20 protein-coding genes are annotated in these 20,898 nt (G+C 54.9%); 17 read left to right on the top strand and 3 right to left on the bottom strand.

Features of this window, described 5'->3' with window-relative positions; translation table 11 throughout:
* The first annotated feature begins 56 nt into the window (after positions 1 to 56).
* The 17 genes from mnmG to NNL38_RS15945 all read left to right on the top strand — a co-directional run bounded on the left by mnmG (position 57) and on the right by NNL38_RS15945 (position 16,423).
* Complete coding sequence (gene mnmG / locus NNL38_RS16025; RefSeq protein ID WP_255388998.1) at positions 57 to 1,946, top strand: tRNA uridine-5-carboxymethylaminomethyl(34) synthesis enzyme MnmG; 1,890 nt, start codon at positions 57 to 59, stop codon at positions 1,944 to 1,946.
* Between the two features lie 9 nt (positions 1,947 to 1,955).
* Entirely contained in the window at positions 1,956 to 2,576 is a 621-nt protein-coding gene (gene rsmG / locus NNL38_RS16020; protein ID WP_255388997.1) for a 16S rRNA (guanine(527)-N(7))-methyltransferase RsmG, read from the top strand.
* A gap of 15 nt (positions 2,577 to 2,591) precedes the next feature.
* A complete protein-coding gene (locus tag NNL38_RS16015) occupies positions 2,592 to 3,386 on the top strand; it encodes a ParA family protein (RefSeq protein WP_255388995.1) in 795 nt (264 codons plus the stop codon).
* Positions 3,387 to 3,402: 16 nt separating this feature from the next.
* On the top strand, positions 3,403 to 4,290 hold the full coding sequence (locus tag NNL38_RS16010; protein ID WP_255390671.1) for a ParB/RepB/Spo0J family partition protein: 888 nt from the start codon (positions 3,403 to 3,405) through the stop codon (positions 4,288 to 4,290).
* A gap of 178 nt (positions 4,291 to 4,468) precedes the next feature.
* A complete protein-coding gene (locus NNL38_RS16005; RefSeq protein ID WP_255388994.1) occupies positions 4,469 to 4,858 on the top strand; it encodes a F0F1 ATP synthase subunit I in 390 nt (129 codons plus the stop codon).
* Positions 4,859 to 4,866: 8 nt separating this feature from the next.
* The gene (gene atpB, locus NNL38_RS16000; protein ID WP_255388992.1) at positions 4,867 to 5,655 is read left to right on the top strand and encodes a F0F1 ATP synthase subunit A; all 789 of its coding nucleotides are present in this window, start codon (positions 4,867 to 4,869) and stop codon (positions 5,653 to 5,655) included.
* Between the two features lie 67 nt (positions 5,656 to 5,722).
* Positions 5,723 to 5,980: a F0F1 ATP synthase subunit C gene (gene atpE / locus NNL38_RS15995; RefSeq protein WP_005302247.1), complete on the top strand. Its 258-nt coding sequence runs from the start codon at positions 5,723 to 5,725 to the stop codon at positions 5,978 to 5,980.
* Positions 5,981 to 6,027: 47 nt separating this feature from the next.
* Positions 6,028 to 6,498, top strand: a complete 471-nt coding sequence (gene atpF / locus NNL38_RS15990; protein ID WP_255388990.1) for a F0F1 ATP synthase subunit B — start codon at positions 6,028 to 6,030, stop codon at positions 6,496 to 6,498.
* Between the two features lie 16 nt (positions 6,499 to 6,514).
* Positions 6,515 to 7,048, top strand: a complete 534-nt coding sequence (gene atpH / locus NNL38_RS15985; protein WP_255388989.1) for a F0F1 ATP synthase subunit delta — start codon at positions 6,515 to 6,517, stop codon at positions 7,046 to 7,048.
* A gap of 16 nt (positions 7,049 to 7,064) precedes the next feature.
* Positions 7,065 to 8,606: a F0F1 ATP synthase subunit alpha gene (gene atpA, locus NNL38_RS15980; RefSeq protein WP_255388988.1), complete on the top strand. Its 1,542-nt coding sequence runs from the start codon at positions 7,065 to 7,067 to the stop codon at positions 8,604 to 8,606.
* A 44-nt stretch (positions 8,607 to 8,650) separates the two neighbouring features.
* Positions 8,651 to 9,517 carry a F0F1 ATP synthase subunit gamma gene (atpG, locus tag NNL38_RS15975; RefSeq protein WP_255388987.1) on the top strand — a complete coding sequence of 289 codons (867 nt, stop codon included), beginning with the start codon at positions 8,651 to 8,653 and terminating at the stop codon, positions 9,515 to 9,517.
* Between the two features lie 32 nt (positions 9,518 to 9,549).
* On the top strand, positions 9,550 to 10,956 hold the full coding sequence (gene atpD / locus NNL38_RS15970; RefSeq protein ID WP_255388986.1) for a F0F1 ATP synthase subunit beta: 1,407 nt from the start codon (positions 9,550 to 9,552) through the stop codon (positions 10,954 to 10,956).
* A gap of 17 nt (positions 10,957 to 10,973) precedes the next feature.
* Positions 10,974 to 11,396 carry a F0F1 ATP synthase subunit epsilon gene (locus NNL38_RS15965; RefSeq protein ID WP_255388984.1) on the top strand — a complete coding sequence of 141 codons (423 nt, stop codon included), beginning with the start codon at positions 10,974 to 10,976 and terminating at the stop codon, positions 11,394 to 11,396.
* Between the two features lie 176 nt (positions 11,397 to 11,572).
* Positions 11,573 to 12,934 (top strand): bifunctional UDP-N-acetylglucosamine diphosphorylase/glucosamine-1-phosphate N-acetyltransferase GlmU, encoded by a 1,362-nt coding sequence (glmU, locus tag NNL38_RS15960; RefSeq protein WP_255388983.1) that lies wholly within the window; start codon positions 11,573 to 11,575, stop codon positions 12,932 to 12,934.
* A 181-nt stretch (positions 12,935 to 13,115) separates the two neighbouring features.
* The gene (locus NNL38_RS15955) at positions 13,116 to 13,889 is read left to right on the top strand and encodes a DeoR/GlpR family DNA-binding transcription regulator (protein WP_255388982.1); all 774 of its coding nucleotides are present in this window, start codon (positions 13,116 to 13,118) and stop codon (positions 13,887 to 13,889) included.
* 28 nt (positions 13,890 to 13,917) lie between these two features.
* Positions 13,918 to 15,753, top strand: a complete 1,836-nt coding sequence (glmS, locus tag NNL38_RS15950; protein ID WP_255388980.1) for a glutamine--fructose-6-phosphate transaminase (isomerizing) — start codon at positions 13,918 to 13,920, stop codon at positions 15,751 to 15,753.
* A 292-nt stretch (positions 15,754 to 16,045) separates the two neighbouring features.
* Positions 16,046 to 16,423 carry a helix-turn-helix transcriptional regulator gene (locus NNL38_RS15945; protein ID WP_255388978.1) on the top strand — a complete coding sequence of 126 codons (378 nt, stop codon included), beginning with the start codon at positions 16,046 to 16,048 and terminating at the stop codon, positions 16,421 to 16,423.
* A 56-nt stretch (positions 16,424 to 16,479) separates the two neighbouring features.
* On the opposite strand, the gene ilvA is transcribed toward NNL38_RS15945, so the two are convergent.
* The 3 genes from ilvA to NNL38_RS15930 are packed head-to-tail and all read right to left on the bottom strand — an operon-like array spanning position 16,480 to position 20,882.
* A complete protein-coding gene (gene ilvA, locus NNL38_RS15940; protein WP_255388977.1) occupies positions 16,480 to 18,033 on the bottom strand; it encodes a threonine ammonia-lyase, biosynthetic in 1,554 nt (517 codons plus the stop codon).
* Positions 18,034 to 18,038: 5 nt separating this feature from the next.
* Positions 18,039 to 19,880: a dihydroxy-acid dehydratase gene (gene ilvD / locus NNL38_RS15935; protein WP_255388976.1), complete on the bottom strand. Its 1,842-nt coding sequence runs from the start codon at positions 19,878 to 19,880 to the stop codon at positions 18,039 to 18,041.
* A gap of 57 nt (positions 19,881 to 19,937) precedes the next feature.
* Positions 19,938 to 20,882, bottom strand: a complete 945-nt coding sequence (locus tag NNL38_RS15930) for a branched-chain amino acid transaminase (protein WP_255388975.1) — start codon at positions 20,880 to 20,882, stop codon at positions 19,938 to 19,940.
* Between the last annotated feature and the right edge of the window lie 16 nt (positions 20,883 to 20,898).

Here is a 20,898-nt window from a genome sequence, read left to right as displayed (position 1 = left end):
GATCCACCTTTGCTCGTAGATACGCGCTGGCGATTTTGAATACCTGAGGTAGTTTCATGTTTTACCAGGATAACTTTGATGTCATCGTCGTTGGTGGCGGCCATGCCGGTACTGAAGCCGCATTGGCAGCTGCCCGAATGGGACAGAAAACCTTACTTTTAACGCATAACATCGATACGCTGGGGCAAATGTCATGTAACCCAGCCATTGGCGGGATCGGGAAAGGACACCTGGTTAAAGAAGTGGACGCCCTGGGAGGCCTGATGGCCCAGGCGATCGACAAGGGCGGGATCCAGTTCCGGACCCTGAACTCATCCAAAGGCCCGGCCGTTCGTGCCACCCGTGCCCAGGCAGATCGTGCCCTGTACAAGGCAGCCGTCCGCGAAAAGTTGGAAAACCAGCCAAACCTGATGCTGTTCCAGCAAGCCGTAGATGACTTGATCGTCGACAATGATCGTGCGGTCGGTGTCGTCACCGAAATGGGACTGAAATTCCGCGGCAAAACTGTGGTACTGACGGTCGGGACTTTCCTCGGCGGCAAGATCCACATCGGCCTGGATAACTATAGCGGTGGCCGTGCCGGGGATCCGCCATCGATCGCCCTGGCGAACCGCCTGCGCGAACTCCCGTTTCGGGTGGATCGTCTGAAAACCGGGACACCGCCACGTATTGATGCGCGCACGGTGGATTTCAGCCAGCTGCAGGCACAGCACGGCGATAACCCGACGCCGCTGTTCTCGTTTATGGGCAAAGCCTCGGATCACCCCCGCCAGATCCCGTGCTTTATCACCCATACCAATGAGCAGACCCATGAAGTGATCCGCAGCAATCTGGATCGCAGCCCGATGTACTCCGGGGTGATCGAAGGGATCGGCCCGCGTTACTGTCCGTCGATCGAAGACAAGGTGATGCGTTTTGCCGATAAGAACAGCCACCAGATCTTCATCGAGCCGGAAGGCCTGACGACCCATGAGCTGTATCCGAACGGGATCTCCACCAGCCTGCCGTTTGATGTTCAGATGCAGATTGTCCGCTCGATGAAGGGCTTTGAAAATGCCGCCATCATTCGTCCGGGTTATGCGATTGAGTATGATTTCTTCGACCCGCGCGATCTCAAGCAGACCTTTGAAACCAAATTTATCGATGGCCTGTTCTTTGCTGGCCAGATTAACGGCACCACAGGCTATGAAGAAGCTGCTGCCCAGGGCCTGCTGGCCGGGATGAACGCTGCGTTGCAGGCACAGGATAAAGAAGGTTGGAGCCCGCGTCGCGATCAGGCGTATATGGGCGTATTGATTGACGATTTGTCCACTATGGGCACCAAAGAGCCGTACCGGATGTTTACTTCCCGGGCCGAATACCGCCTGCTGCTGCGCGAAGACAATGCCGATCTGCGCCTGACGGAAATCGGCCGCGAATTCGGGCTGGTTGACGACACGCGCTGGGCACGCTTTAACCAAAAAATGGAAAACATCGCGCAGGAGCGTCAGCGCCTGCAGGGGATTTGGATCACCCCGAATTCGGATCAGGTGGATCAGGTCAATGCGATCCTCAAAACGCCGATCGTCCGCGAAGCCAGCGGTGAAGATCTGTTGCGTCGTCCTGAGGTGGACTACAAGCAACTGATGGACATCGAGATGTTCGGCCCGGCGCATGAAGATGCCCAGGCGGCAGAGCAGGTTGAAACTCAGGTCAAATACCAGGGGTATATCGAGCGTCAGAAAGAAGAAGTGGAGAAATCCCTGCGCCATGAGAAAACCAAGCTGCCGCTCGAGCTGGACTACAGCCTGGTCAAAGGCCTCTCCAATGAGGTGATCAGCAAGCTCAATGATGCTAAGCCGGAGACCATCGGCATGGCATCCCGGATTTCCGGGATCACCCCGGCAGCGATTTCATTGCTGCTGGTGTATCTGAAAAAACAAGGCATGCTGAGAAAAGGCGAATAGGAGACAGCAGTGAAACAGCGTTTGGCACAACTGATTGCCCAGACTGATCTACAGGTCACAGATCGACAACTGGAGCAACTGGTGGGGTATGTCGCCCTGCTCCACAAATGGAATAAAGCGTATAATCTGACTTCGGTCCGCGATCCCGATGAGATGCTCGTGAAACATATTCTCGATAGTATCGTGGTCAGCACCCACCTGGTGGGCGAGCGCTTTATCGATGTCGGCACTGGCCCGGGCTTGCCCGGGATCCCGCTGGCGATCATGAACCCGGAGCAGGACTTTACCCTGCTCGACAGCCTGGGCAAACGGATCCGCTTTATTCGCCAGGTGATCCATGAGCTGGCCATCACCAATGTGACGCCGATCCAAAGCCGGGTGGAAGAATTCCAGCCTGAGCAGGGCTTTGATGCAGTATTGAGCCGGGCTTTCGCGTCGATGACCGATATGGTGTCCTGGTGTCGTCACCTGCCGGCCGAGCATGGCTGTTTTATGGCCCTCAAGGGGCAGTTTAACCAACAAGAGGTCACTGAGCTGCCGGACTGGTGTTCTGTGACCGAAGTCAAATCTTTGCAAGTTCCGGAGCTGGAAGGTGAACGCCATCTAGTAATCTTGACGGCAAAGGATTAACGATGAGGATTGTTCGTGGGAAGAGTCATAGCTGTAGCCAATCAGAAAGGAGGTGTGGGTAAAACCACCACTTGCGTCAATCTCGCGGCCTCACTGGCTGCGACACAACGGAAAGTACTGGTCATTGATCTTGACCCGCAGGGGAATGCCACCATGGCCAGCGGGATCGATAAATACCAGGTCGATGCAACAGCTTATGACCTTCTGGTCGAAGAAACCCCATTTGATCAGGTGGTCTGCACCGACACCACTGGCGGCTATCACCTGATTGCCGCCAATGGTGATGTCACTGCAGCAGAAATCAAGCTGATGGAAGTGTTTGCCCGCGAAGTACGTCTGCGTAATGCTTTAGAGGTAGTTCGTGATAACTATGATTTCATCTTTATCGATTGTCCCCCCGCTTTGAACCTTCTTACAATCAATGCGATGGCTGCAGCTGATTCCGTGCTTGTTCCGATGCAGTGCGAGTACTTCGCGCTGGAAGGACTGACCGCCCTGATGGATACCATCAGCAAGCTGACCGCGGTGGTCAACAGTGATCTGAAAATCGAAGGTTTGCTGCGGACTATGTATGATCCGCGCAACCGCCTGGCTAATGAAGTGTCGGAGCAGATCAAAAAACACTTTGGTGAAAAGGTGTATCGCACAGTGATCCCGCGTAATGTCCGGCTGGCAGAAGCGCCGAGCCATGGCCGACCGGCCATGTATTACGACAAGTATTCGAGCGGTGCCAAGGCTTATCTGGCCCTGGCCGGAGAAATGATTCGCCGTGACGAAACCGAGCGCCGTGCCGGTGCGGTGGATGCATAAAGGGTAAAGCATGAACATGAGTAAACGGGGCCTGGGCAAAGGCCTGGATGCATTGCTGGCAACCAGCTCAGTAGCTCAAGTTAAACAGCAACGTGCCGATCAGGCACAGACGTTATCGGCCGATGGTCGTTTGCAGGAGCTGGCGGTGAACCAGCTGCAACCGGGACAGTTTCAGCCGCGCAAAGCCATGGCGGATGAGGCGCTGGCTGAGCTGGCCGACTCGATTCGCGCTCAGGGCGTGATTCAGCCGATTGTGGTGCGGGAAGTTGCGCCGCAGCAGTTTGAAATTGTGGCCGGTGAGCGCCGTTGGCGCGCCGCCCGTCAAGCGGGGCTTCAGAAAGTCCCTTGTATTATTAAGGTTATAGATGACCGGGCGACGGTTGCCGTGGCGCTGATTGAGAATATCCAGCGCGAAGATCTCAATGTGATGGAAGAAGCCCAGGCACTGGCGCGGTTGCAGGAAGAGTTTTCCCTCACCCATCAGCAGGTCGCTGAAGCGGTCGGTAAATCACGGGCAACAGTCTCGAACTTACTGCGATTGAACCAGCTGGCCGAGCCGGTGAAGCGGATGGTTGAGCAGCACCAGCTGGAAATGGGCCATGCCCGGGCGTTACTGGCGCTGGCACATGAGCAGCAGCTGGAAGCGGCGCAGATGGTTGTAGCCAAAACGTTAACGGTGCGTGACACTGAAAAGCTGGTCAAGCGATTGCTGCAACCGGAGACCGTGCCGGCGTCTCACACGCCGGATCCGAAACTGCAGGCGGCCGAAAATCATCTGAGTGAACATTTCGGCACCCAAGTGGCGATTAATCGACAGAAAAACGGTAAAGGAAAAATCACTTTCAGTTTTGATGAAGGCCACAAACTAGAGCAATTTATTGCAATGTTTGGTCACGAAATGTGACCTGAAACGTAGAGATATTGTTGCAAAAATTACCACGGCGTGATCAGGTTATTGTGTTGTAAAATCTAACACTTTTTTTTGCTGTGATTAGATTGCATTCAGCCTGATGAGCCGTATAATTTTCGCAGTTTTCCCAGCACGACGTATGTGCAGTGGAACGGACTCGAGGAATGAATACATGGTATCGGCGCTGGTAAGACCGGGCCGCCAATTGGCGAAGCGGTTGTTGTTACTACAATCTGGCGTCGTTTTGACAACGGCAATCATGGCAGTGTTTGCTGTCAGTGTTGACTGGGGAATCTCCGCACTCATCGGTGGTGGCATCTTTGTGATCGCCAATACCGTCTTCGCGACTTGTGCGTTTTTGTTCAGCGGTGCCCGCAAGGCACGGCTGATCATGGCGTCCTTCTATGGTGGCGAAGTGCTCAAAATTCTCATCACGGTCATTCTTTTTGCGGTTGTTTACCTGTATGTCGAGGTGGAACTTGTTCCCCTCAAACTGACCTATTTGCTGGCTCTCGGAATTAACATCTTTGGGCCGGTTTTATTCATTAACAACAACAAATAGGATGAGTTATGGCTGCGCCAGGTGAAGCGCTTACGCCGTCGGGCTACATTACCCACCACCTGACCAATCTGGCAGTGGGTGATGGTGGTTTCTGGACGGTTCACATAGATAGCCTTTTCTTCTCTGTCCTGACCGGGATGATCTTTTTAGGATTGTTTCGTTCGGTCGCGAAGAAGGCAACGTCAGGAGTTCCAGGCAAGCTGCAGTGTCTTGTGGAGATCTTGGTAGAGTTCGTTGACACTAACGTCAAAGATACCTTCCATGGCCGCAACCCGCTGATTGCTCCTCTGGCTCTGACCGTTTTCTGTTGGATATTCCTGATGAATACGATGGACCTTGTGCCTATCGATTTCCTCCCGTATCCGGCAGAGCACTGGTTAGGTATTCCTTATCTGAAGGTAGTACCAACTGCTGATGTCAACATCACCATGGCAATGGCACTGGGTGTATTCGCATTGATGATTTACTACAGCATCAAAGTGAAAGGCCTGGGTGGCTTTGTCAAAGAACTGGCACTTCACCCGTTCAATCATCCGGTCATGATCCCGTTCAACCTGCTTCTTGAAGTTGTATCGCTGCTAGCGAAGCCGATTTCACTGGGTATGCGTCTGTTCGGTAACATGTTTGCCGGTGAGGTGGTGTTTATCCTTATCGCGGCACTGATGCCGTGGTGGGCACAATGGCTGGGCTCGCTCCCGTGGGCTATTTTCCACGTCCTGGTCATTACAATTCAATCATTCGTGTTTATGATGTTGACTATTGTGTACCTGTCTCAGGCGCATGAAGACAATCATTAACGATTTTTTGTAAATTATTCAATTTTTTACTGGCACTTTAGCCGACAACTATAAACTGGAGATAGTGATGGAAACTTTACTAAGCTTTTCTGCAATTGCCGTGGGCATCATTGTAGGTCTTGCTGCACTGGGTACTGCGATTGGCTTCGCACTGCTGGGCGGTAAATTCCTTGAAGGCGCAGCACGTCAACCTGAAATGGCGCCAATGCTGCAAGTTAAGATGTTCATCATTGCAGGTCTGCTTGATGCGGTTCCAATGATCGGTATCGTTATTGCTCTACTATTCACATTCGCGAACCCATTCGTTGGCCAACTAGCTGGTTAATTAAAAACGAACGGACCCATAGCAACCCTTTTTAAGGAGATGCCGTTGTGAATATGAATGCAACTTTGCTGGGTCAGGCTATCGCGTTCTTCCTGTTCGTCGTGTTCTGCATGAAATATGTATGGCCACCGATCATGGAAGCGATTGAAGAGCGTCAGAAAAAAATTGCTGACGGTTTGGCAGCCGCTGACAGGGCTGCCAAAGATCTGAACCTGGCGCAAGCGAATGCTTCTGAACAACTAAAAGAAGCAAAACAAACTGCAACTGACATTGTTGAGCAAGCGAATAAACGCAAAGCTCAAATCATCGAAGAGGCCAAGGCGGAAGCCCAAGCCGAGCGTGACAAAATTCTGGCCCAAGGTCTTGCTGAGATCGACGCCGAACGTAACCGCGCTCGTGATGATCTACGTAAGCAAGTTGCGACTCTGGCTGTGATTGGTGCTGAGAAAATCATTGAGCGTTCTATCGATAAAGATGCGCACGCTGATCTTCTTAACAAAGTCACTGCAGAACTGTAATTAAAGGGGCAAGCACATGTCTGATTTGACTACTATCGCACGCCCCTACGCTAAAGCAGCCTTTGATTTTGCGGTTGAGAAAGGTGAGCTGGCCCAATGGGCTGAAATGCTCACCTTTGCTGCCGAAGTCGCTAACGATGAAACTATCCGCGATATTCTGGATAGCGGTTATGCGGCTGACAAGCTGACTGAAATCTTCATTTCAGTTTGCGGCGAGCAACTCAACGAGTTCGGTCAGAACCTGATCAAGGTCATGGCTGAAAACGGACGCCTGAAAGCGCTACCTGATGTCTGCGACGAGTTCCTGTTCCTGAAAAATGAACATGAAAAGACTATTGATGCCGAAGTAACCTCTGCGGTTACCCTCGACGATAGTCAACTTGCCGCGATCAGCGCAAAATTAGAAGCGCGTCTGGAGCGTAAGGTTAAGCTGAATTGCAGTGTAGACGAGGCCCTGATTGCCGGGGTTGTTATTAGAGCTGGAGACTTGGTCATCGATAACTCTGTGCGCGGCAAGCTGGCCCGCCTGAGCGATACTTTGCAGTCTTGATTTGGGGAATTGGAGCATGCAACTTAATTCCACGGAAATTAGCGCACTGATCAAGCAGCGTATTGAGAAATTCAACGTTGCCAGTGAAGCGCGTAACGAAGGTACCATCGTCTCGGTAAGCGACGGTATTGTTCGTATCCATGGCCTTGCAGACGTAATGCAAGGTGAAATGATTGAATTACCAGGTGGCCGATATGCACTGGCACTGAACCTTGAGCGTGACTCGGTTGGTGCCGTTGTGATGGGCCCATATGCTGACCTTCAGGAAGGCATGAAAGTCACCGGTACCGGCCGTATCCTTGAGGTACCAGTCGGTCCTGCCCTGCTTGGCCGTGTGGTCAACACCCTGGGTGAGCCAATTGATGGTAAAGGTCCAATCGAAACGGAGACTTTCTCTCCAGTTGAAGTGATTGCACCGGGCGTCATCGACCGTAAATCGGTTGATCAGCCAGTTCAAACCGGCTACAAAGCGGTTGACTCAATGATCCCAATCGGCCGTGGCCAGCGTGAGCTGATCATCGGTGACCGTCAGATCGGTAAAACGGCGCTGGCGATCGATGCGATCATCAACCAGAAGAACTCTGGTATCTACTCTGTATACGTTGCGATCGGCCAGAAAGCGTCGACCATTGCCAACGTTGTACGTAAGCTGGAAGAGCACGGCGCGCTGGAAAACACCATCGTTGTTGTTGCCTCTGCTTCAGAAGCTGCCGCCCTGCAATACCTGGCACCATACTCAGGTTGTGCCATGGGTGAATACTTCCGTGACCGCGGTGAAGATGCCCTGATCGTGTACGATGACCTGTCTAAGCAGGCTGTTGCTTACCGTCAGATCTCTCTGCTGCTTCGCCGCCCACCAGGCCGTGAAGCCTTCCCGGGTGACGTTTTCTACCTCCACTCTCGTCTGCTTGAGCGTGCTGCGCGTGTGAACGAACACTACGTAGAAAAATTCACCAACGGTGAAGTGAAAGGCCGCACCGGCTCTCTGACGGCTCTGCCGATCATTGAAACGCAGGCGGGTGACGTTTCGGCATTCGTACCGACCAACGTGATTTCCATCACCGATGGTCAGATCTTCCTGCAAACAGAACTGTTCAACGCCGGTATCCGTCCTGCGGTTGACCCGGGCATCTCTGTATCGCGTGTTGGTGGCTCTGCCCAAACCAAGATCATCAAGAAACTGTCCGGTGGTATTCGTACTGCCCTGGCACAGTACCGCGAACTGGCGGCGTTTGCCCAGTTCTCGTCTGACCTTGATGATGCAACCAAGAAGCAGCTGGACCACGGTCAGAAAGTGACCGAGCTGATGAAGCAGAAGCAGTATGCACCGATGTCTGTGTTTGAGCAGGCGGTTGTGATCTTTGCTGCGGAAAAAGGCTACCTGAACGATGTTGAGCTGGACAAGCTGGCAGACTTCGAAGCCGCGTTGCTTTCTTATGCCAAAGCTCAATTTGCTGAGCTGGTATCTCAGGTTGATGAAACGGGTGCGTGGAACAGCGAAATCGAAGCTCAGTTTGTAAAACTGGTTGAAGATTTCAAAGCGACCCAGACTTGGTAATTGGTTGGTGATCGCTTGCGATCACCTACTAACGGAGAGTAACGATGGCCGGCGCAAAAGAGATTCGTAACAAGATCGGTAGTGTGAAAAACACACAGAAGATCACCAAAGCGATGGAGATGGTTGCTGCATCTAAAATGCGTAAAACGCAAGATGCCATGGAATCATCGCGTCCATACGCACAAACTATGCGCAAAGTGATCGGTCATATCGCCCTTGGTAGCCTCGAGTATAAACACCCTTATCTTGAGGAGCGTGAAGCCAAGCGCGTTGGTTACATCATTGTTTCAACTGACCGCGGTCTGTGTGGTGGCCTGAACATTAACCTGTTCAAGCAAGCCCTGGCAGACATTAAAGGTTGGTCAGACAAAGGTGCTGAGGTGGATCTGGCCCTGGTTGGGGCAAAAGCCACAGCATTCTTTAACAGCTACGGCGGTAATGTCGAAGCACAGGTCTCTGGCCTGGGCGACAAGCCATCAGTCGATGAGCTGATCGGTACCGTTGGTGTGATGCTGAAGAAATATGATGAAGGCCAATTGGATCGCCTGTACCTGGTTTACAACAAGTTTGTAAATACCATGGTACAGCAACCAGTGATTGATCAATTGCTGCCTTTGCCTAAGTCGGAAGACGAAGAAATGCAGCGCAACCACGCTTGGGACTATATCTATGAGCCTGAGCCAAAAGCCCTGCTGGATACCCTGCTGGTTCGCTATGCCGAATCTCAGGTCTACCAGGGTGTGGTCGAGAACCTGGCCTGTGAGCAGGCCGCTCGAATGGTTGCGATGAAAGCAGCAACAGATAATGCAGGTAACCTGATTGACGAACTGCAACTTGTGTACAACAAAGCCCGTCAGGCGGCGATTACGCAAGAGCTGTCGGAAATCGTATCTGGTGCCTCCGCTGTTTAAGGCAAAGATTTTTTAAGTTTAGAGGATTAACGATGGCTACAGGTAAGATCGTACAGATCATCGGTGCGGTAGTCGACGTAGAGTTCCCACAGGACTCTGTACCGCAGGTATACGACGCCCTGCACGTTGATGCAAAAGAAAACGGTACGCTGGTACTGGAAGTTCAGCAGCAGCTAGGTGGCGGTGTTGTACGTGGTATCGCAATGGGTAGTTCTGACGGCCTGCGCCGTGGTCTGTCTGTTGAGAACACAGGCCGCCCAATTGAAGTACCAGTCGGTAACGCGACGCTGGGACGTATCATGAACGTTCTGGGTCAACCAATCGACGAGTGTGGCGAGATCGGTGAAGAAGAGCGTTACGCGATTCACCGTAAGGCGCCAAGCTACGAAGAGCAGTCCAACGTGACTGAACTGCTGGAAACAGGTGTGAAGGTTATCGACCTGATTTGTCCATTCGCTAAGGGTGGTAAAATCGGCCTGTTCGGTGGTGCGGGTGTAGGTAAGACCGTTAACATGATGGAGCTTATCAACAACATCGCGCTGAAACACTCCGGTCTGTCTGTATTTGCCGGTGTGGGTGAGCGTACCCGTGAAGGTAACGACTTCTACTACGAGATGCAGGAAGCGGGCGTTGTAAACGTTGAGAATCCTGAGGAATCGAAAGTAGCCATGGTTTACGGCCAGATGAACGAGCCACCAGGTAACCGTCTGCGTGTTGCTCTGACAGGTCTGACAATGGCTGAGCGTTTCCGTGACGAAGGTCGTGACGTCCTGCTGTTCGTTGATAACATCTACCGTTATACCCTGGCGGGGACAGAAGTATCGGCCCTGCTGGGTCGTATGCCATCTGCGGTAGGTTACCAGCCGACGCTGGCGGAAGAAATGGGTGTGCTGCAGGAGCGTATCACGTCAACCAAGACTGGTTCGATCACGTCTGTTCAGGCGGTATACGTTCCAGCGGATGACTTGACTGACCCGTCTCCGGCAACCACGTTCGCCCACTTGGACGCAACCGTTGTACTGTCTCGTCAAATCGCTTCTCTGGGTCTGTACCCGGCGATCGACCCGCTGGATTCAACATCTCGGATGCTGGACCCACTGGTGGTTGGCCAAGAGCACTACGACATCGCGCGTGGCGTTCAGAGCACCCTGCAGCGCTATAAAGAGCTGAAAGACATCATCGCAATTCTGGGTATGGACGAGCTGTCTGAAGAAGATAAGCAAATCGTATCCCGTGCACGTAAGATTGAGCGTTTCCTGACTCAGCCTTACCACGTTGCGGAAGTCTTCACGGGCGACCCGGGTATCTACGTATCGCTGAAAGATACGCTGCGTAGCTTCAAAGGTCTTCTGGCGGGCGAATACGACGACATCCCAGAGCAGGCATTCATGTACTGCGGCGCGATCGAAGACGTATTGGAAAACGCGAAGAAGCTTTAAGCTAAGTAGGAGGCGACATGGCAGCGATAACCTTCCATCTGGATGTAGTAAGCGCTGAGAAAAAACTGTTCTCAGGCCGTGCTGAAAACATCCAGGTGACCGGTAGCGAAGGTGAACTGGGTATTCACGCAGGACACACACCGCTGCTGACCGCTATCACGCCTGGCATGGTTCGAATCGTTAAGCAGCATGGCGAAGAAGAGGTGATCTACCTCTCCGGCGGCATGCTGGAAGTGCAGCCGGGTACGGTGACCGTACTGGCTGACACCGCGATCCGTGGTGAAGATTTGGATAGCGCCAAGGCGCAAGAAGCGAAACGTCAAGCTGAGGAGCGTATCCACAATCAGCATGGCGACATCGACTTTGCTCAAGCGGCCAGTGACCTGGCTAAAGCGATTGCTCAGCTGCGTGTGATCGAGCTGACGAAGAAAGCGCGTTAATCAGGCGCATACTTGCAAAAAAGCGGCCCTCGGGTCGCTTTTTTTATGTCTGGGGTGGGTGCGGGAAGTGTGAGCAGTTTGCAAAAAGAGGCTTTTTTCCTTAACCCGGTCAATTGAAGCCGATACAATGCCCTCCATCAACGTTTAACTATGCATCAATAAGGATAAAGACCACCATGAGCTTCAGTGCTGTGATCCTGGCGGCGGGCAAAGGAACCCGCATGTACTCGAATCTGCCGAAGGTATTGCATACCCTGGCCGGCAAACCTATGGTCAAGCATGTCATTGATACCTGCAGTGGTGTCGGGGCCCAAAATATTCACCTGGTCTATGGCCATGGCGGTGATCAGATGAAAGCGGCACTGGCGGATGAGTCGGTCAACTGGGTGCTGCAGGCTGATCAACTGGGCACCGGCCATGCGGTGAATCAGGCCTGCCCGGACCTGGCGGATAATGAAAAAGTGCTAATCCTTTATGGGGACGTGCCGCTGATCAGCAGCGAAACCCTGGAAAACCTGTTGGATGCGCAACCGGACGGCGGCATTGCCCTGCTGACGGTGGTGCTGGACGACCCGACGGGTTATGGCCGGATTGTGCGCCGCAACGGTCCGGTGGTGGCCATTGTTGAGCAGAAGGATGCGACGGAAGAGCAGAAGCTGATCAAAGAAATCAATACCGGGGTGATGGTCGCCAATGGCGGCGATCTGAAACGCTGGCTGGCGGCGCTGAAAAATGATAATGCCCAGGGCGAGTACTACCTGACCGATATTATTGAAATCGCCCATGACGAAGGCCGTGCGGTTGAAGCGGTTCATCCGGCCAAGGCGATTGAAGTCGAAGGGGTTAACAACCGGGTACAGCTGGCCAAGCTGGAGCGTGCTTACCAGGCGATGCAGGCAGAGCGACTGCTCGAGCAGGGTGTGATGCTGCGCGATCCGGCCCGTTTTGATCTGCGCGGTGAGCTGCAGTGCGGCACCGATGTTGAAATTGACGTCAATGTCATCATCGAAGGCAGTGTCTCACTGGGTAACAACGTATTCATCGGTGCTGGCTCGGTACTGAAAGACTGTGAAATTGACGATAATACCCTGGTGCGTCCTTACAGCATCATCGAAGGCGCCACGGTTGGCGAAGACTGCACTGTCGGTCCGTTTACCCGCCTGCGTCCGGGTGCAGAGCTGGTGGGGGACTCGCATGTCGGTAACTTCGTGGAGATGAAGAAAGCGCGTCTGGGTCAAGGGTCGAAGGCCAATCACCTGACTTATCTGGGAGATGCCGAGATTGGTGATCGGGTCAACATCGGTGCCGGCACCATTACCTGCAACTATGACGGCGCCAACAAGTTTAAAACCGAGATTGCTGATGATGTGTTTATCGGCTCGGATACCCAGTTAATTGCACCGGTCAAGATTGCCAAGGGTGCGACGGTGGGGGCCGGCGCGACCATCAACCGTGATATCGGTGAAGGTGAGTTAGTTATCACTCGCGCACCAGCCCGCACAATTAAAGGCTGGAAGCGTCCGGTGAAACAGAAATAAACTCTCTGGCGAAACCGACAAGGCAAGGGGGCTTCCCTTGCCTTTTTTATGCCCTGCGCGGAACCACGGCCCCACCCTGCTTCTTTTTTATAAAAAATTAATTGCACAATCTTGATCGAAAAAGTTTTGATCTGCTACCATTTCTTTCAAATCGAAACTTAACTAGATCATTTCGTAATTTATGTCGAAGCGAAACACTCAGCAACGCCGCCACGCGATTGTCACTATGGTGACCGAGAAGAGCGAGGTCAGCGTTGATGAGCTGGCCAAATTCTTTGCCACTTCTGAAGTGACCATCCGGAAAGACTTAGCTGCCCTGGAAAAGAACGGGCTGTTGCTGCGCCGTTATGGCGGCGCCATTGCGATGCCGTCGGAGATGGTGACGGAAGTCGAAGAGCATGTTTCGGTTCGAAAGTTAGCAATCGCCAGAGCGGCGGCGGCACGGATCCGTGACCATAACCGTATCATCATCGACAGCGGCAGCACCACGGCCGGGCTGATCAGCTTGCTGGGTGACAAGCAGGGGCTGATCGTGATGACCAACTCGCTCAGTGTCGCCAATGCCCTCAATGAACTGGAAAACGAGCCGACGCTGCTGATGACTGGTGGCACCTGGGACCCGCATTCGGAAGCCTTTCAGGGCCAGGTGGCCGAGACGGTACTGCGATCTTACGACTTTGATCAGTTGTTTATCGGTGCTGATGGTATCGACACGGCTCGGGGCACTACGACCTTCAATGAGCTGATTGGCTTAAGCCGGGTGATGGCGGAAGTCTCGCGGGAAGTTGTGGTAATGGTCGAGTCGAGCAAGATCGGGCGAAAAATCCCGAACCTGGAGCTGCCATGGGACAGCATCAGCACACTGATCACTGACAGTGGTTTGAGTGATCAGGCCAGGCAGGAAATCGAACACTACGGCGTGCAGGTGATTTGCGCGCCGGATGACCAAGTTTAGAACAATTTTAGGATCTGAGGAGAGAAACATGTGTGGGATTGTTGGTGCAGTAGCACAACGTGATGTGGCTGAAATTCTGGTTGAAGGCCTGCGCCGTCTGGAATACCGCGGCTATGACTCTGCCGGTGTGGCGGTGGTTGACAGCGAAGGAAGCCTGACGCGTGTTCGCCGCCTGGGCAAGGTTCAGGAGCTGGCGGATGCGGTTGACAGCGCTGCGCCTGCCGGTGGTACCGGGATTGCCCATACCCGCTGGGCAACGCATGGTGAGCCGTCGGAGGCCAATGCCCACCCGCACATGTCTGGTGAGCATATTGCCCTGGTGCACAACGGTATTATCGAAAACCACGAAGCGCTGCGTGACATGCTGGTGGCCCGCGGCTATGAGTTCCTGTCGCAAACAGATACCGAAGTGATTGCTCACTTGGTTGATTGGGAGTTGCGCAGTGCCGATACCCTGCTGGCTGCGGTACAAAAAGCGGTCGCACAATTGGAAGGGGCTTACGGCACGGTGGTCATGGACCGCCGCGATCCGGAACGCGTCGTGGTGGCTCGTTCAGGCAGCCCGTTGGTGATTGGTCTGGGTGTCGGTGAAAATTTCCTGGCTTCGGATCAGCTGGCCCTACTCAACGTGACCCGCCGCTTTATCTTCCTGGAAGAAGGTGATGTGGCTGAAATTACCCGTCGTGAAGTAAACATCTTCGATACTGAAGGCCAGCCGGTCAGCCGTGAAGTGCACGAGTCGAACCTGCAGCATGATGCGGCTGATAAAGGTCAGTATCGCCACTATATGCAAAAAGAGATCTACGAGCAGCCAAGCGCGTTGATCAACACCATGGAAGGCCGGATCAGCAGTGATTCTGTGATCGTCGAGAGTATCGGCAACGGTGCCAAAGATATTCTGGAAAAAGTTGAGCACATTCAGATCGTCGCCTGCGGGACATCTTACAACGCTGGGATGGTCGCCCGTTACTGGTTTGAAGCCCTGACCGGGGTCAGCTGTGATGTCGAGATTGCCTCCGAGTTCCGCTACCGCAAATTCGTCACTCGTCCGAACAGCCTGCTGATCACCCTGTCGCAGTCGGGCGAGACGGCTGATACGCTGGCTGCCCTGCGCCTGGCGAAAGAAAAAGGCTACATGTCGGCGATGACGATCTGTAACGTGGCTGGCTCATCGCTGGTACGTGAATCTGATCTGGCGTTCATGACCCGGGCCGGCACTGAAATCGGTGTGGCATCGACCAAAGCCTTTACCACCCAGCTGGTCACTCTGTTAATGTTCGTGACCGCGCTGGGGAAAGAGAAAGGCCTGATTGATGTGGCCAAAGAGAAGCAGATTGTCGACTCGTTGCATGCCCTGCCGACGCAAATCGAGAAATCCCTGGCGTTCGACAAGCCGATTGAGCAATTGGCGGAGGACTTTGCCGATAAGCACCACGCATTGTTCCTGGGCCGTGGTGAGTACTACCCGATCGCGATGGAAGCGTCCCTGAAGCTGAAAGAGATCTCCTACATCCACGCCGAGGCCTATGCTGCCGGTGAGCTGAAACACGGCCCGCTGGCGCTGATTGATGCCGATATGCCGGTCATTGTGGTTGCGCCAACCAATGATCTACTGGAGAAGCTGAAGTCGAATATCGAGGAAGTGCGTGCCCGTGGTGGTCTGCTGTATGTCTTCGCCGATAGCGAGGCGGGTTTTGAAGCCTGCGAAGGGATGAAGATCATTACCATGCCGTGTGTTGATGACATCATCGCGCCGATCTTCTACACCATCCCGATGCAGCTGCTGTCTTACCACGTTGCCCTGATTAAAGGGACGGATGTGGATCAGCCGCGCAACCTGGCAAAAGCCGTGACGGTTGAATAAGCCGCACTACATTTCTCAAAAATGAGAAAAGGCGCCGACTCCGGCGCCTTTTTTGTTTGTGGCGGCCAGGAAAAGCTACGCTAGACAAGAATGACGTATTTATTGCGAAATGAAAAAAACCGGCTTTGCAGTTAACTAACTGCGACTCAAAATAAGAATATTCTCGCCGATCCCGTTTTAACTTATTGATTTGTTTGGCTGTGTTACCAGTGCGTAAAGTTGGCGCGTGTTGTGCAACGAAAGGGGGAGAGCACCAAGCAGTCTTCAATTCAATCTGTGCCGGAGGTTAGAGATGACAGATCCCAAAGCGAAAATTGCAGCGCGTATCAAGGAAGCGCGGGAATGGAAAGGGCTGACTCAGGTCCACATGGCGCAGCAGCTGCGTGTCGCGCGCCAGACGTATCTGGATCTGGAGACCGGGAAGACCGAGCCGAAAGTTCGGTTGCTGTCGGAAATCGCGGCGATCACTGAGCGTCCGCTGACCTGGTTTGTCTATGGCGATGAAGGGATTGAGATCCTGGAAAGCGAATATAAAGAAGAAATTGATCGGCTGTTGCAGTATTTCAGCCGCCTGCCCCACTCGGCACGGAATGTGATTTTGCAGCAAAGCATTAATCTGGCTGGATTTATGGCCGAATACACCCGGGCTTTAACCCAGAAGGACCGATAAAAAAGCGCAGCCCGCAGGCTGCACTTCTCCGAACACAGTTGTCTGATCCGGGTGGATTATTGGGCGAGGAAAAACTTGTAAGCCGGGTTGTCGGTTTCGTCTTTCCAGTGGTAACCCAGTTCACGTAAGTGGCTGGTAAATGACAACAGATCATGCTCTTCGAGTTCGAAACCACACAGCACCCGGCCGTAATCGGCACCATGGTTGCGGTAGTTGAACAGACTGATGTTCCACCGGGTGCCCAGGGTGGTGAGGAACTTGAGCAATGCCCCCGGGTACTCCGGAAACTCGAAGCTGTAGAGCCGCTCCTGCAGTGGCTTGGAGGGACGGCCGCCGATCATATAGCGGACATGGACCTTGGCCATTTCGTCGTCGGATAGATCGACCACCGGGTAGCCGCCCTGGCGCAGATCGGCAATGATGCTCTCCAGCTCTTCCTGGCCCTGCATCAAGCGTACACCGACAAACACATTGGCCAGGGTGTCGTCATTGTAACGGTAGTTGAACTCGGTGACCGCCCTGCCGCCCAGAATGTGGCAGAAATCAAGGAAAGCGCCGGGGCGCTCCGGCACCGTGACGGCCAGCAGACCTTCACGTTTCTCACCCAGCTCGCAGCGCTCAGACACATAACGCAGGCCGTGGAAGTTGAGGTTGGCGCCGGAGAGGATGGCGGCCAGCTGTTGATCTTTGAGCTGATGGGCTTCGGCGTATTTCTTCAGTCCGGCCAGGGACAGCGCGCCGGAGGGTTCGGCAATCGCCCGGGTATCTTCAAAGATGTCTTTGACTGCAGCGCAGATGGCGTCACTGGAGACGGTGATCACATCATCCAGATACTGCTGGCAAAGACGGAAGGTCTCGGTGCCGATCCGCTTCACTGCCACCCCGTCGGCAAACATCCCGACCTGATCCAGAGTCACCGGCTCACCGGCATCCAGTGCCGCCCGCAGGCAGGCTGAATCCTCAGCTTCCACGCCGATCACCTTGATGTCCGGCATCAGCTGTTTGAGCAGTACCGATACCCCGGCCGCGAGACCGCCCCCACCGACCGGGACGAAGACGTAATCGAGGTGGCCGTTTTGCTGCAGCAGCTCAATCCCGATGGTGCCCTGCCCGGCAATCACTGCCGGGTGATCAAACGGCGGGATAAAGGTATAGCCGTGCTTGGCTGCCAGGTTCTCGGCATGGGCCTTGGCTTCATCGAAGTTGCTGCCGTGCAGCACGACGTTACCACCGAAGCTGCGGACGGCATCGACCTTGATATCCGGAGTGGTTCTGGGCATCACGATCACGGTGCTGACGCCCAGCTGGCGGCCCGACAGCGCCAGCCCCTGGGCGTGGTTCCCGGCGGAAGCGGCGATCACCCCGGCCTGGCGCTGGGCTTGGCTGAGCTGGGCCATCATGGTATAGGCCCCGCGTAGCTTGAACGAGTGGACCGGCTGGCGGTCTTCGCGCTTGAGCTGAACCTGGTTGCCAATCCGTTCAGCCAGGCGTTGCATCGGCTGGAGTGGGGTGATCTGCGCCACTTCATAGACCGGGGCGCGCAGGATGTCGCGCAGGTAATCCGCCCCGCTCAAGAGCGGGGCATCAGTGGCCTGTTTGGCTTCGTTCATCGGTATCATTCCCCCAGCTTGGACTTGTCGCGGACCGCCCCTTTATCGGCGCTGGTGGCCAGGTTGGCGTAGGCGCGCAGGGCAAAGGAAACGTTGCGCTGGCGATCAAGCGGTTTCCAGCCGCGCTGATCGGCCGCGACACGGCGGGCAGCCAGGGTGGTGTCGTCGACCTGGAGTTCGATGGTCCGGCTCGGGATATCGATGGCAATGGTATCGCCGTTTTCAATCAGGCCGATGGTGCCGCCGTTGGCCGCTTCCGGGGAAACGTGGCCAATCGACAGGCCGCTGGTACCGCCGGAGAAACGCCCGTCGGTGATCAGCGCACAGTCTTTGCCCAGCCCCATCGACTTGAGGTAGGTGGTCGGGTACAGCATTTCCTGCATCCCCGGCCCGCCCTTCGGGCCTTCGTAGCGGATGACGACCACATCGCCGGCTTTGACTTTGCCGCCCAGGATCCCTTCGACGGCGGTTTCCTGGCTCTCAAACACAATGGCCGGGCCGGTAAACTTGAGGCAACTCTCGTCCACCCCGGCGGTTTTGACGATACAGCCGTCGAGGGCCATGTTGCCCGACAGCACCGCGAGGCCGCCATCCTGGCTGAAGGCGCGCTCTTTGCGGCGGATACAGCCGTTTTCCCGATCGTCATCCAGGGTGTCCCAGCGGCAGTCCTGTGAGAAGGCCTGGGTGGTGCGGATCCCGGCAGGACCGGCACGGTAGAAGCGTTTTACCTCTTCTGAATCGGTTTGCATGATATCAAATTGTTTGAGGGTCTCGGCAAACGTCTGACCCAGCACATTGTGGCAGCCGTTGTGTAGCAGCCCGGCCCGGTCCAGCTCGGCCAGAATACCGTAGACGCCGCCGGCGCGGTGGACATCTTCCATATGGTACTGTTGGGTCGATGGCGCGACCTTACACAGGTGCGGGACCTGGCGCGACATCCGGTCGATGTCGGTCATGGTAAAGTCGACCTCCCCTTCTTGGGCCGCGGCCAGCAGGTGCAGCACGGTATTGGTTGAGCCGCCCATGGCGATATCCAGCGCCATGGCATTTTCAAATGCCTGCTTGGTGGCGATGTTGCGTGGCAAGGCGGTGGCATCGTCCTGCTCGTAGTAGCGTTTGGTCAGCTCGACAATCCGCTTGCCGGCATTGAGGAACAATTGCTCACGGTCGGCATGGGTCGCCAGCAGTGAGCCGTTGCCCGGCTGGCTCAGGCCCAGGGCTTCGGTCAGGCAGTTCATCGAGTTGGCGGTAAACATGCCGGAGCAGGAACCGCAGGTCGGGCAGGCGGATCGCTCGATCTGCTCGCTTTGCTCGTCTGAGACCGTTGGGTCCGCGCCCTGGATCATGGCATCGACCAGATCCAGCTTGAGGATCTGATCGGAGAGTTTGGTTTTGCCGGCTTCCATCGGGCCGCCGGAGACGAAGATCACCGGGATGTTCAGGCGCATGGAGGCCATCAGCATCCCCGGGGTGATTTTATCGCAGTTGGAGATGCACACCATGGCATCGGCACAGTGGGCATTGACCATGTACTCGACCGAGTCGGCGATCAGCTCGCGGGAAGGCAGGGAGTACAGCATACCGCCGTGGCCCATCGCGATACCATCATCAACCGCGATGGTATTGAATTCTTTGGCGATCCCACCCGCCTGTTCAATTTCCCGGGCAACCAGCTGACCCAGATCCTTGAGGTGGACGTGGCCTGGCACGAACTGGGTAAACGAGTTGACGACCGCGATGATCGGCTTGCCGAAATCTTCATCTTTGACGCCGGTGGCACGCCACAGGGCGCGGGCACCGGCCATATTACGGCCGTGGGTGGTGGTGGCTGAACGGTACTTTGGCATAACTTCAAATTCCTTTTCGGGCTGCCCGGATGCATCCGGGCAGCGGAGGGTGATTCTTTATTGAGGGTTCGATTCTGCCGGATACACCGGATCCAGCCAGCCCCATTTGTCTTCGGTCTGGCCGTTGAACAGGCCGAAGAAGGCGGACTGAATTTTCTCGGTGATCGGGCCGCGGGTGCCGGTGCCGACGGTGATCTGATCGACGCTGCGGACCGGGACGATTTCCGCGGCGGTGCCGGTCATGAAGATCTCATCGGCCAGGTACAGCGCTTCACGGGCGATATTTTCTTCCCGGATCTCATAGCCCAGCTCGGTTGCCAGGGTCATGATGGAGTCGCGGGTGATCCCCGGCAGGATGGCGCTGGTGGCCGGTGGGGTGGACAGCACGCCGTTGCGCACGACAAAGATGTTTTCCCCGGCCCCTTCGGACAGGTAGCCGTCGACACTCAGAGCGATCCCTTCGGCGTAGCCGTGGCGACGCGCTTCACCGCCCACCAGCAGTGATGAGAGGTAGTTGCCGCCGGCTTTGGCTGCGGTCGGAATGGTATTCGGCGCGGCGCGGTTCCAGCTGGAGATCATTGCATCCACTCCGTTGGCTAGCGCTTCTTCACCCAGATAAGAACCCCAGGGGAAGGCGGCGATGATGAGGTCCATTTCGGTATCATTTGGCGGACAGACACCGAGGCCGACATTCGGCACGTAACCCAGCGGGCGGATATAAGCAGAAGAGAGTTTGTTTTCGCGCAGGGTCTCTCGGCAGGCTGCCATCAGTTCATCGACGGAGTAAGGGATCGGGAAGCGGTAAATCTTGGCGGAGTCTTTCAGGCGCTGCATGTGCTCCCGGTGGCGGAAGACGATTGGCCCCTGCGGGGTATCGTAACAACGGATCCCCTCGAAGACGGAGGTGCCGTAGTGCATCGCGTGGGTCAGGACATGGACTTTGGCATCCTGCCAGGGAACGAGCTCACCATTGAACCAAATGTAATCTGCTGTGTTTGCCATTCTGGGTACCTTCCTT

It is taken from the genome of Photobacterium atrarenae, assembly GCF_024380015.1.
GTDB classification, from domain to species: domain Bacteria; phylum Pseudomonadota; class Gammaproteobacteria; order Enterobacterales; family Vibrionaceae; genus Photobacterium; species Photobacterium atrarenae.
This window is presented reverse-complemented; position numbering and strand designations above follow the sequence as displayed.